General features: G+C 42.6%; 8 protein-coding genes. 3 read left to right on the top strand and 5 right to left on the bottom strand.

Annotated features, from left to right (window positions below; genetic code table 11):
- The first annotated feature begins 114 nt into the window (after positions 1-114).
- Complete coding sequence (locus G327_RS0115850; RefSeq protein ID WP_019615781.1) at positions 115-750, top strand: alpha/beta fold hydrolase; 636 nt, start codon at positions 115-117, stop codon at positions 748-750.
- 342 nt (positions 751-1,092) lie between these two features.
- Here the strand turns inward: G327_RS0115850 and G327_RS0115845 are convergent, their stop codons facing one another.
- The 5 genes from G327_RS0115845 to rapA all read right to left on the bottom strand — a co-directional run bounded on the left by G327_RS0115845 (position 1,093) and on the right by rapA (position 8,725).
- Positions 1,093-1,524: a GNAT family N-acetyltransferase gene (locus G327_RS0115845; RefSeq protein ID WP_019615780.1), complete on the bottom strand. Its 432-nt coding sequence runs from the start codon at positions 1,522-1,524 to the stop codon at positions 1,093-1,095.
- 188 nt (positions 1,525-1,712) lie between these two features.
- The gene (pntB, locus tag G327_RS0115840) at positions 1,713-3,086 is read right to left on the bottom strand and encodes a Re/Si-specific NAD(P)(+) transhydrogenase subunit beta (protein ID WP_019615779.1); all 1,374 of its coding nucleotides are present in this window, start codon (positions 3,084-3,086) and stop codon (positions 1,713-1,715) included.
- Positions 3,087-3,088: 2 nt separating this feature from the next.
- Complete coding sequence (locus tag G327_RS0115835) at positions 3,089-4,633, bottom strand: Re/Si-specific NAD(P)(+) transhydrogenase subunit alpha (RefSeq protein ID WP_019615778.1); 1,545 nt, start codon at positions 4,631-4,633, stop codon at positions 3,089-3,091.
- A 437-nt stretch (positions 4,634-5,070) separates the two neighbouring features.
- Complete coding sequence (locus G327_RS0115830) at positions 5,071-5,739, bottom strand: RluA family pseudouridine synthase (protein WP_019615777.1); 669 nt, start codon at positions 5,737-5,739, stop codon at positions 5,071-5,073.
- Between the two features lie 73 nt (positions 5,740-5,812).
- Positions 5,813-8,725 (bottom strand): RNA polymerase-associated protein RapA, encoded by a 2,913-nt coding sequence (rapA, locus tag G327_RS0115825; protein WP_019615776.1) that lies wholly within the window; start codon positions 8,723-8,725, stop codon positions 5,813-5,815.
- A gap of 653 nt (positions 8,726-9,378) precedes the next feature.
- On the opposite strand from rapA, the gene G327_RS0115815 reads away from it, so the two are divergent.
- Together G327_RS0115815 and G327_RS0115810 are read left to right on the top strand one after the other, a co-directional pair.
- The gene (locus G327_RS0115815) at positions 9,379-10,599 is read left to right on the top strand and encodes a sugar ABC transporter substrate-binding protein (RefSeq protein ID WP_019615774.1); all 1,221 of its coding nucleotides are present in this window, start codon (positions 9,379-9,381) and stop codon (positions 10,597-10,599) included.
- The gene (locus tag G327_RS0115810; RefSeq protein WP_019615773.1) at positions 10,589-12,607 is read left to right on the top strand and encodes a sensor histidine kinase; all 2,019 of its coding nucleotides are present in this window, start codon (positions 10,589-10,591) and stop codon (positions 12,605-12,607) included. The genes G327_RS0115815 and G327_RS0115810 overlap by 11 nt, the downstream gene beginning before the upstream one ends.
- Positions 12,608-13,365 lie beyond the last annotated feature (758 nt).

Genomic DNA, 13,365 nt, shown 5'->3' with positions numbered 1-13,365 from the left:
CGTTACAGTTAAGAGCTGTATCTCTCCTGACAGTACCTCTAATATTTAAACCTTGACCATCTAAACTTCGCTGAGCATTATACTTTTATATTAATTTTAACCTCTTGGATAACAATGAATCTAATCTACAACGGCCCGGTTGACGGACCTTTATTTGTTTTTGCTCATGGTGCCGGGGCACCTGCCGATTCTGATTTTATGGAAATGATTGCCAAAGGGCTTGCTCAGCAGGGGATAAGAGTGGCGCGCTTTAATTTCCCGTATATGCAGCAGCGTATCGATAACGGCACCCGCCGCCCGCCGGAAAGGGCGGCTAAGTTAATCGCGCAGTTTGTTGAACTGCTGGAGCAGATAGATCAACCTATGGTAATCGGCGGTAAATCAATGGGCGGGCGCATGGCTACCTTAGTCGCTTCACAGCTCTGCAGTGACAGCCGCAATGCACATAATATAAAAGGCATAACCTGCTTAGGTTTCCCCTTTCATCCAAGCGGCAAGCCGGAAAAATTGAGAACCGAACATTTCCCGTTAATTAAACAGGAAATTTTAATTATTCAAGGTGAACGGGATGTAATGGGGAGTAAAGAAGAGGTAAGCAGTTACGGCCTGCCGGCTGATATTGAATGGTTGTGGCTTGCTGACGGTGATCACGACTTAAAACCGCGGGTAAAAAGCGGCTTTAAGCATCTGCAGCATCTGCACAAAGCGGTGGAAGTGACGGCTGAATTTATTAAAAGGGTATTAAATTAGTTAGGATGAACTGCTTGAATTTCTGCTTCCAGGCAGTTCAGAATGACTTTCCGGCTTATTGTTTTTTACCGCAGTCGGGGCAGAATTTAGCACCCTGCGGAACAGCCAGCTTCAAGTTGATAACAAATTTATAAGCTTAGTCACTGATTTATTTTTTCTGCAGTGAGTGCGGATTACAAGTTTTGTAAAATCGCATCAGCTAATAACATCTCTGATTTATTATGGGATATTTAAAAGCATGCTCGTATGAATTTATTATTCTACTAGTTAATATACGGAAACGCCCAAAGTTATTAGCTTTGGGCGTTTCTTCTAGCTGATTTGGTTACGACAAACCGAGGCTTAAAGTGTCATGTGCAGAATTGGAAATGGTTTCCCCATATCATCATGTGCTGAGCGAGAAATAATTTTGAACCCCATATGCTCGTAGAAACTTACAGCTAGTGGGTTTTGCTCGTTCACATCAACTTTCGTTGCTCCTAGTTGCTCAATGGCATACTGTAAGAGTGCTTTACCTATCCCTCGTCCTCTTGATGCGTTTGAAATAAACAGCATTTCAATTTTGGAGTCATGGATACCCACGAAACCGGTGATTGCGCCATTTTCATTTTTAACACATTTCAGAGAAACAGCAGGAAAAGCTTGTTCAATGATAATTGGTTTAAAAAACTCAATATCTTCTTCTGTTATGAAATCATGAGTTGCTCGGACTGAGTTCTCCCAAACATCAAGCATTTCTGCGTAATATTCAGGAAGCACATTTTCTACAATCATAATAATCCTAATCAATTAATTTATGTTATTTCGAGTGTGCAGTCGCGAACGAAATGCTAACAAAATAAAGATATTCTGTATACAGCTCTGGGTAACCGTAAGTCATAACCTATTCAAGGTTTAGAATCGTTCAGGCACAAAAAAGCCCACTATTAAGTGGGCTTGAATAGGGTTAGTTTAAAAACCCATTAAAGATTAGAAAGTATCGCATCCACTGAAGCTTTTGCATCACCTAACAGCATTTCAGAGTTTTCTTTAAAGAATAACGGATTTTGTACACCGGCATAACCAGCACCCATTGAACGTTTAAAGATAACTACTTTTTCTGCTTCCCAAACGCTTAATACCGGCATGCCTGAGATAGGCGTGCCCGGCTCGTTGGCCGCCGGGTTAACTGTATCGTTAGCACCGATTACTAATACTACATCAGTTTCAGGGAAATCATCGTTGATTTCATCCATCTCTAATACGATATCGTAAGGCACCTTAGATTCAGCTAATAATACGTTCATATGACCTGGTAAACGGCCTGCAACAGGGTGGATACCAAAACGGACATTTTTACCTTTATCGCGTAAACGCTTAGTTAGTTCAGCAACCGGGTATTGTGCCTGTGCAACCGCCATACCGTAACCTGGTACGATAATTACATTTTTAGCCGCCGCTAATGAGTCAGCAACTTCTTGTGCGCTGGTCTCAAAGTGCTCGCCGTACTCTTCGTCGCCTTCTGATACAAACTCTTCGTTACCAAAGCCGCCTAGAATAACGCTGATAAATGAACGGTTCATTGCTTTACACATTATGTAAGAAAGAATCGCACCTGAAGAGCCTACTAATGCACCGGTGATGATTAACAGGTCGTTTGCAAGCATGAAACCTGTTGCCGCCGCTGCCCAGCCTGAGTATGAGTTAAGCATTGAAACAACAACCGGCATATCCGCACCACCAATTGATGCCACTAAGTGCCAGCCGAATGCTAATGCAATCACTGTCATAATGATCAATGCAGTTAAACCTAAATCACCGCTGACAAAGCTGACTAACAATAAAGCCGAAGCAGTAAGGGCTGCGATATTGATCCAGTTTTTTCCCGGCAGTGATAATGCAGAGCTGTTGACTTTACCGCTTAGTTTACCAAAGGCAACAATTGAACCGGTAAAGGTTACCGCACCGATAAAGATACCCAGGAACACTTCAACGTCATGAATTGTTTTTTCAATGCCGAATAGAGCGCCGTGGTCAATATATGAGTTGAAACCGATAAAGACAGCCGCTAGACCAACAAAACTGTGCAGAACTGCGATAAGTTCAGGCATTGAAGTCATTTCAACTTTTAATGCTAAACGTACACCGATACCTGCACCGACGGCCATTGCTACAGTAATGTAACCTAAGCCGGAAACCTGTGCGCTGGCGATGGTTGCGACAACCGCAATGATCATGCCTATGATGCCGAAGAAGTTACCACGTTTAGCACTTTCTTGACTGCTTAAGCCGTTAAGGCTGGCAATGAACAGGATGGCTGCAATAATGTATGCAGCAGTAATTAATCCTTGAGACATGGTTATTTATCCTTCTGGAACATTTTCAACATACGGTGTGTCACGGTAAAACCGCCGACTATGTTGATGGTTGCGATCAGTATCGCAATCGTAGATAACATAGTAACAACCGCACTGTCACTGCCGACCTGAAGCAGGGCACCGATAACGATGATACCGCTGATTGCGTTTGTTACACTCATAAGCGGAGTATGTAGAGAATGAGCAACATTCCAGACAACACCGTAACCTACGATACATGCCAGCATAAATACCGTGAAGTGTGCAAGGAAGTCTGTCGGTGCAACACTTGCTAACCAGCCGAATAGACCTGCTGCCACAACCGCACAGGCAGGTTTAATCCACTTGTTAGGTTGTTTTTCTTCAACGACAGCAGCTTCTTTAACTTCAGCTGCTTTAGGAGCAGGGGCTGCGCTGACATTAATTGCCGGCGGCGGCCATGAAATTTCACCGTCTTTGACAACGGTTGCGCCGCGAACTACTTCATCTTCAAAGTCGATATCAATTAGACCGTCTTTGTTTTTACAAAGCAGTTTCATTAAGTTAACTAAGTTTGTTGCATACAGTTGACTTGACTGTGTTGGTAAACGGCTTGGCAAATCGGTGTAACCAATGATTTTTACGCCGTTCTCAGTCTGAAAGATTTCATCTTTAACAGTTAACGCCGCGTTACCGCCGGCCTGTGCTGCTAAATCAACAATCACGCTGCCGTCTTTCATTGAAGCGATCATCTCTTCAGTGATAAGAAGCGGTGCTGGTTTACCCGGGATAAGCGCAGTTGTGATAATGATATCAACATCTTTCGCCTGCTCAGCCATCATTTCAGCCTGTGCAGCCTGATAACCGGCACTCATGGTTTTTGCATAACCGTCTGAGCTGACTTCTTCTTCTTCCTGGTAGTCTACAACCAGGAACTCGGCACCCATACTTTCAACCTGCTCTTTAACTTCAGGGCGAGTATCAAATGCGCGTACGATTGCACCTAGGCTGCCGGCTGCGCCAAGGGCGGCAAGACCTGCAACACCTGCACCGATAATCAGTACTTTTGCCGGCGGTACTTTACCGGCCGCGGTAATTTGACCGGTAAAGAAACGACCAAACTGGTTAGCTGATTCAATAACCGCACGGTAACCGGCGATATTCGCCATCGAGCTTAACGCATCAAGTGCCTGTGCACGCGAGGTACGAGGTACTGAATCCATTGCGATCACGCTGATTTTTTTCGCTGTCAGCTTTTTCAGTAATTCAGGGTTTTGCGCCGGCCAGATAAAACTAACCAGAGTTGCCCCTTCTTTCATTTGTTCAATTTCAGTATCGGTAGGCGCATTAACTTTAAAGATAATGTCTGACTGCCATACTAGAAAATTATCAGCACCTATTTCGGCGCCTGAATCCTGGTATGCTTGATCAGAAAAGCTTGCGGCTGTTCCGGCGTTTGTTTCTACAAGAAAAGTGAAACCCTGCTTGATCAGTAACTCAACTGTTTTAGGAGTTGCTGCTACGCGGTTTTCATTTTCTTGGATCTCTCTAGGTATACCTATTTGCATAGTTAAGTCCGTGATCGCTTGTTATTATGATTGGTCGATTTTACGTACAATAAAAAGGGAAAAATAGATCTGGATCATTTTCATCTTTTATTTATATCAATACACAGAAACAAATACTTTCTCTGTGAGCCGTAATGATAGCGTCGTGCAATATATGTTGTTTTTTTACAACAATAAAATTGGAGGTAAATATTAGTGAATAAATATGCGTTCGGCTACTGTTTTTACCTTAAAATTTAACGATTTCTGCAACAATTCTCTTACTTGTTATAGCAAAAGGCTATATCCAGCTTATTCTTATTAAGAAAACATAAAATAAAGAGTGTTTTGTTGTTAATTTACAGGATTAGTACAGATTTTGAAGTTTTAAGATAAGGCTGTAGAAAAGTAAAAATATCAGTCGCCGGGTTTATCAGCTGCTGATATTCAGTCTGTTTTTAAATATCCGCAAATGGAGGAGGGCAGTTAAAAGTAATTCTTTTCTCACTGCTCGGGTGAGTTAAAGTGATGCTGGCTGCATGCAGTGCTAAACGTACCGGTGACAGTTTTTTCCCAAATTCCGTGGCATAGAATTCATCGCCGACAATCGGATGGCCGATTGCCTGCATATGTACGCGTAATTGATGGGTACGTCCGGTTAAGGGTTTTAAACAAACCAAAGTCGTCATTTTCTCTCGTTTAACCACTGTCCATTCTGTTTGTGAACTTTTACCCTGATCAAAATCGACAATCTGGCGCGGCCTGTTTTCCCAGTCGCAGCGGATAGGTAAGTCAACTGTGCCTGAGTCTTGTTTAATAATACCTTCAACACGTGCATAGTAGGTTTTATCAATCACTTTCTGCTGGAACTGACGGCCCATATGGCTTTGTGCTGATTTACGCATTGCTAAAATAATAATGCCCGATGTCGCCATATCTAATCGATGTACAACACATGCATCCGGCCAGACGCGTAAAATGCGTAGAGCCAGACTGTCCCAATGTTTCTTTTCACGTCCCGGTACACTTAATAAACCATAGGGTTTATTTAATACAACAATATCTTGATCCTGATAAATAATATCCAGGTAGGGGGTTTGCGGCGGGTTGTAAACAAAATTCGGCATGTCGGCTCTATTTCTTGGTTAATAACAAAGAGGAGCGGGCTCCTCTTTATATAGGTTATCGTTATTTTACTTTTTATGTATGAGTTGAAACAATAAATCTTATCGCATCTAGTTTCAGTTGTGTCTGATCCAGGATCTGCTCAAAACTTGCCTGCTGATCGCGAATAAACTGAATTTCTTCTTCACGAATATTTGGATTTACAGCCTGTAATGCCTGCAGGCGATCACGCTCCTGCTGCAGTGTCTGCTGCATATTTTGTTTTGCTTCCGTTAAAATATCGGCCATTAACGATTGTGCTGTCGGCAGGGAATCTTTAATCAGCTGATGGATCAAGGCTTGTGATGTATTGGCAATTTTACGGCTGATATGGCGGTTAACCGGTGACAGCTGACGGTTAAAACTGTCAAAAGTCACGTTTTGCCCAAGATCTTTGGCATTTTTATCCAGCAGTAAACGAATCGGCGTTGTTGGCAGGAAGCGGTTTAACTGGGCGTTATCAGTATTCAATGCTTCCACAACATAAATAAGTTCTAGGAAAGTTGACGCGGGCGGCAGCGAATTGTTTTTAAGAAGAGAAACGGACGTTGTACCGGTATCTGAACTTAATACCATCTCCATGCCGCCGGTGATCATCGGGTGTTCCCAGCTTAAGTAATGCACATCATCACGGCTTAATGCAGTCTGGCGGTTAAAGGTAACGGTTGCACCTTCTTCGCTTAATCCCGGGAAATCACTGGCTAGCATATGTTGTGTCGGACGGAGTACTAGACAGTGTTCACTCTGATCTTCCTGCTGTACACCAACAACATCAAACAGCTGTAAGGCGAATTGAGTAAAGTCAGGTAATTGATCCATTTCAGTGAGATCGTCAAGCAGATCACTTTTATGCAGCAGACCGCTTGAATTGATTTCCAGCAGTTTATCACGGCCCTGTTCAAGCTGTGTTTTAAGGGCCTGGTTAGTCGTACGGGTTGTCTGAATTAATTTATCAAATTCGCCATCACTGTTTTCACCGGTTGCCAGCAGCTTAATCAGATCATCTTTAACTAATTCATAAACTGTATGCCCAGTTGGTGTGGTTTGCGTAAAGGCTGTTAAGCCCTGTTCATACCAGTTCTGCAGAAATTCCTGCGAAGTCTCTTTTAAGTACGGTGTATAAATCTGAATATCACAACGCTGACCGATGCGATCCAGTCGACCGATACGCTGTTCTAACAGATCCGGGTTAACCGGCAGATCAAATAGTACAAGGTGATGTGCAAACTGGAAGTTACGGCCTTCAGAACCGATTTCAGAACAGACCATTACCTGAGCACCGTCTTCGACCTGAGCAAAATAAGCGGCTGCTTTATCACGCTCGATTAGTGATAAACCTTCATGGAAAACGGCCGCTTTGATAGCTTCACGTGTACGTAATGCTTCTTCAATGGCTAAAGCTGTTTCTGCCTGAGCGGCAATAATTAAGATTTTCTCATCTTTTAACTGCAGCGCCAGATCGATGATCCAGCTGATACGCGGGTCAAACTGGCACCAGGAATTACTGCTTGTGCCTTCAAATGCCTGGTAAGTCTGCTCAGGGTACAGCGCTGTTAATGCTTGTTCTTCAAGTGTGCCCGACGGCAGCATCTTAGAAACTTTGATTGCCGTTTTATACTGCTCAGGCAGCTGCAGGGCAATAGATTTTAAGCAGCGTTTAGGGAAACCTTTAATTGCTGAACGGGTATTACGAAATAATAAACGCCCGGTGCCGTGGCGGTCTAACAGATTACTGATTAATTCATGTTTTGCCTGCTGACGTTCATCTTGATCAAGAGACTGGTCATCAATGACTCTCAGTAACGGCTGAACGTCTTGTTCGCCAAGCAGCTCAGTGATACTGTTTTTAGCCTCATCTGAAAGCTTCTGATTATCAACCAGCTGATTTACTGCATTAACGACGGGTTTATAACCGGCTTCTTCATTAACAAACGCCTGGTAGTCATAGAAACGGCTCGGATCCAGAAGACGCAGACGGGCAAAGTGACTTTCGTGGCCCAGCTGCTCCGGTGTCGCTGTTAACAGTAAAACACCTGGAATATCATTTGCTAACGCTTCAACTACTTGGTATTCCCGGCTTGGTTTTTGTTTATCCCAAATCAGGTGATGCGCTTCATCAACGATCAGCAGATCCCAGTCGGCCTCCAATACATGTTCAAAATGCTGTTTTTTACGTAATAGATTAATACTGCATAAAACTAACTGTTCAGTTTCAAAAGGATTAATTTCATCAAGATAAGCATCATTACAGCGGGAATCATCGAAAATACTGAAATGAAGATTAAAGCGGCGCATCATTTCAACTAACCACTGATGCTGCAGGTTTTCAGGCAGAACGATTAATACGCGTTTAGCACGGCCGGTGATTAACTGCTGGTGGATAATTAATCCGGCTTCTATTGTTTTACCAAGACCAACTTCATCTGCTAATAAAATACGTGGTGCATGACGTTTACCTACTTCCTCTGCAATATAAAACTGGTGAGGAATAAGATCTACACGTGCCCCTAGTAAACCGCGAAGGTTGGAGCGCTGCTGCTGATGCTGATGAGTAAGGGCTTTATAACGCAGGATAAAACGGTCAAATTTATCAATCTGACCGGCAAAAAGTTTATCTTGAGGTTTATTAAATTTAATGAAGTTATTTAAAAAAGTTTCTTTTAACCGGCATGGTTCACCAGTATCTACCCGTATACCTGCGTAGGTAATTAGGTTATCGTTTTCCGTAACTTCACTAACTAATAATTTCCATTCTTCATGACTTAGTATTTCGTCACCAATATTAAAACGAACACGGGTGATCGGTGCTTCTTCGATAGAATAAAGGCGCTGTTCGCCGGAAGCCGCAAATAATAATGTCAACATACGCCCTTCTAAAGCGACAATAGTGCCTAATCCTAATTCCGATTCTGCATCACTGATCCAACGTTGACCCAAAGAAAATGTCATAAAATACCACTCAAAATAAAACTGAAAAAAAGAAAGGGCGCTATGTTACCTAAATCATATGGCTAGGTACTAATTATAAAACTATAAATTTAATCTTTATATTGAACCAAGGTAAAAATGCACAACTGTTTAACATAATAGAGGGGAAGTTTTCACATCGGTAGGCGAATGATTAAAATAAGTGTTATTTATATATATACCCAAGCTACTTGAAGATGCAGGAATCAGCCAGTTGAGAGGTGACCATATTCAAGGCATGAAGTAGAAGGTTCAGTCATTCTAAATCAATGCTTCATAACACCGAAGATGGTTGCCTCTCACCTGGCCCTACGGGAGGCTCACTCGAAAGCCAGCTCTGCGTTACAACACTTGAAAAGGGAATAACCATTCGCTTCATGTTGTGCCTTAATCTGACATCCGAGCGAGCCTCTGAATCTGCATCTTCAGGTAGTTTGGGTATACCCGTTATCATCGTATTACGCCTTGTTCTGGTGTCAGAGCCAGCACCTGATAAATGTATTTTGACTGGTAGCGGGCAATGGCTGCAGTCTATGTCATCATAGCTTAACAACCTCTAATGTTTAGCTGATTTTTAAGATCAAATAAACAAAGCTCTACTAGACTACTATTAAGAGCATGTTTAGGGCGGAGTTATGAAAAATTTTCTTTATAAGTTAATACATTATCAAATGTTATTCGTGTTTATTCTTGTTGGAGCCGCTGCTGCAGAAGTAAAGACTCAAGATAATAGGGGCAGTATCAATATGGTGCATGCTCGCGAGTCTGCAGAGGCGATGCTTAAAGAAGGGGTAAAGCTGTTTGAGCTGGAGTCGGGTTATAAAGTTAACCTGGTATTTGTACATACCGATAATCTAAAACAGTTACTAATTAAAGGCGCGCTTAATAATTCATTGCCTGATGTCATCTTGGCACCTTCTGATTTTGCGTCTATCGCTCCCATTATTAAATTATCTAAACTGCCTCCAGCATTATTAAGTTCTGACCTGATGCCGGAAGCCGTCGAATCGATGCACTATCAAGAAAATTATTACGGCGTGCCGGTGATCAGCGGCAATCACCTGATGCTTTTTTATAATAAAAAATATGTGCAAAACCCGGCGAAAAACTGGCAGGAACTCAAAGAACAAGCGCCTGAATTAAGAGCCAGGGGGATTGAACCTATCGGCTGGAACTATCATGAAATGTACTGGTTTAGCGGCTTTGCGGCCACCTTGGGCGGATCCATCCTCAGCAACGGCAAACTTTCTCTCAATTCATCTGCATATGCTGATGCTTTGGTTTTTTATAAAGAGTTAACTGAATCTGGTTTAATCCCCTTTGCTTGTGATTATGACTGTGCACAAAAAGATTTCCAGGATCAGCGCTTTGCTTATTCTATTAACGGGGAATGGGCGTTGGCTGATTTTGAGCATGCCCTTGGCAAAAATCTAGGAATTACACTGATCCCTGCAATTGGGGATAAACCGTTTCGGCCGCTTTTTTCCACACTAGGTTTGATGTTTCCAGATAACTCGTTAGAAGGTGTTAAGGCAAAATCATTATCTGCCTTAGCGCTGTTTTTTCAAAGCAGTGGTTTTCAAGATCGTATTTTTGAACAACAGCGTTTTTTACCGGTAAATAAGAATTCATTTAAACATGTGGAGGCGGAAGCCAGTGACAATATTAAGATGTTATTAAAACAACTGGCACAAGCAAGGCCTATGTCTCCAAACCCTGTTATGGCCAGCGCCTGGTTAGGGATGAGAAAAGGTTTTGAGCGATATATGGCTGGTATTTCCTCAGCAGAAGAGGCTGTTGACTATATGCAGAAATTTGCGGAGCGGGATTATCAAAAACTACAAAGTGAAAAATAACTCCGAACCGGCTAATTGTCTGGCCATGTTTTTATCCCGTATAGGCTCCAACAGTCTTTACAGGTTGTTTTGGCTGGTGATTATTTTAGTCGCCCTGCTGCCTACAGTAGTTGTTACATATCTGCTGTTAGATAAGGTGGTTCAGCAGTCGCGCGAGCAGGTATTAGCCAGTTTAAGCCATAGAGCCGAGCTGCAGTCGGAACTGCTGGAGCAGCGTTTGATGGTACAGTTGAACTCTCTTGAGCGTCTGTCTCAGATCCCGGATGTCAGACTGACGCCTACCTCTGCTGTATTTGGTTATCAGGCTGGTGTTCAGCTAAAAAAGTTTATCGGCCGTTCTCCTACAGCCAGTGCCAGCTATATCTTAGATCGTGATCATTGGCCTGTAGAGGTATATCCCGTTGTCGCAGAACTAGTTCAGCTGGCGTCGGTAACCGGCCGGGTGGAGTCGTTTCTGAAGCAGGTTGAAAAAGATCAGATTATTAAGCCGTTAATTTTTAATGTAAATGACCCTGCTATGGTTTCTGCTTTAAGCGGCAGTGACCTGACTGCGACCATCGATAATGGCTGGGTGATGGCGATGGTATTACCGTTAATTCAGGAAACTCAGCACGGAAGCACAAAATTTAAAGTGGTGGGAAGTCTGGTAACACTTGAGCCTTATCTGTTTTTCGGTGAGGTATTTGAAAAGTGGCGATCGGACAATGGTGGACTGCTGCTGCTGGAGCAGGATGTAAAACTTTATAGCACTGGTTTAATAAAAGAAAATGAAGTTGACTCCAATATTATGAGCTGGGATGTCGCGATTAAACTGGCGGATAAAACCTTTATTCTGCGTATTACTGAGCCTTCCGAAGGCCTCAAAGCTATTGTTTTTGAAGATCTGTGGCGCTTAAGCTTAATTGTAGGAAGCATATTACTGTTTGTTTCTTTCATTTCGTTACTAATCACCAGGCTGGTGGGGCAGCAGATAGCTAAGTTAATCAGTCAGGTTAAGGCTTTTTCCCAGGGGGATTATCAGTATCACGTATCTGGTTTACGTTTTTCTGAGTTTTTACAAGTATCTGCGGTACTTGAGCAGTTATCGAAAAAGGTGATCACCGATCAGACGCAGCTGGAGCGTAAAGTCGACGAGCGAACCCTGGCATTAAGTCAGACAAATAAAGAATTAAATTCGACGCTTACTGCGTTAACTGAGACCCAAAGCCGTTTAGTACAGAGTGAAAAGATGGCCTCTTTGGGGCTCCTGACTGCAGGTATTGCCCACGAGCTGAATACCCCGCTGGGGATTTGTGTTACAGCGACTGGACTGGTTGAGGGGGTGGGGACAAACTTAACTAATATGGTTAATAATGAGACACTCACAAAAAGTGAACTCACCTCGCAGCTTGAAACCCTGATAAAAGCGGCCGCATTGATCAGCAGTAACATTCGTCGCTCCAGTGACCTGGTCTGCATGTTTAAAGAGTTATCCCTTGAGCATGGACCGGAAGGCGTGACGCAGTTTGAACTGAAAAATTTTCTGCAGCAGCTGGGAAATGTATGGTTATATTCTCAGGATAATGAAGGTATAGAGATACAAATAACAGGTGATGAGATTTTTGTGCAAACCTATATCGGTATATTAAGAAAAGTATTATCAGTTTTTTTTAGCAATGCATTAGCCCATGCATTTAAAAAAAAGACTGCCGATGAATTTAAGCCTAAGATAAAATTAGACTGCCGTCTGAATAACGGCTTAGTTAAACTCTGTTTTATTGACAACGGTTACGGGGTGGATATTGAACCGGTTTCTCGGATCTTTGAACCTTTTTATACGTCAAACCGTTATCAGGGCAGTGTGGGGTTAGGGCTGCATCTGGCTTACAACTTAGTAACTCAAAGGCTAGAAGGAGAAATTGAAGCGACAAACTGTAAAGAAGGGGGATTTAAATTGTGCCTTATATTTCCCAGGCAGCTTGAACTCGCTGCCGAACCACAAGGCAAGGACAAAAAACTCTACAATTAAGAATAGGTCTATTAGTCCTTTAACCTTTCACTGATATAGCTCTTACCTGCATTGATATATACCCGTTATCATTCAAGATGCAAAAATCAGCAAGTCGTGAGGTGAATAGTTTCTAGGCGTGAAGGTGAAGATCTAACGGGTTAAATCGAAACTTCACAACAACGAAAGTGTTTGCCTCACGGCTTGCTCTGTGGGGCGCTAGCTCGAAAACCAATACCGCGTTGCAGCATTCGATAAGGACTAGCCATTGCCATCATGCTGCGCCTTGTATTGGTGTCCTAGCTAGCGCCTGATAAATGCATTTTGATTGGTAACGGGTATAGTTAGATTATGGCTATCTTTTGTTAACACTACCCATGATGTCGTGAACTTTCATGTATGATGGCTCAAAGTGAACAGTTCCTGCATATAAATGAAGAAAAACTATTTTTGCTCATTAAGTGAGCAGTCAGTTTTTATTTGCAAATAAAGTGTTGCCAACTAGATTCGAATCTCTATAATGCGCACCCACAGACACGGGATGAAGCGCAAGCTGCTGACTAAGTCTAATAACGAAAGATGTTTGATTTTAAAGTTAAAATTAATCATTGACATCGTTTTAAGGTTGCGTATTATACGCACCTCGCCGAAAGGCACGCTCTTTAACAATTTAATCAAACAATCTGTGTGGACATTCAAGAAGTCTTTGCTTGCAAAGCTTCTCCGATAGATGAATCGCTTGCGAATCATCGGTAGGGTGTTGATGTGATTTCAAAAAA

This window comes from Psychromonas ossibalaenae ATCC BAA-1528 (genome assembly GCF_000381745.1).
GTDB lineage: Bacteria > Pseudomonadota > Gammaproteobacteria > Enterobacterales > Psychromonadaceae > Psychromonas > Psychromonas ossibalaenae.
Note: the sequence above shows the minus strand (reverse complement) of the source record. Positions and strands in the feature narration are given on the sequence as shown.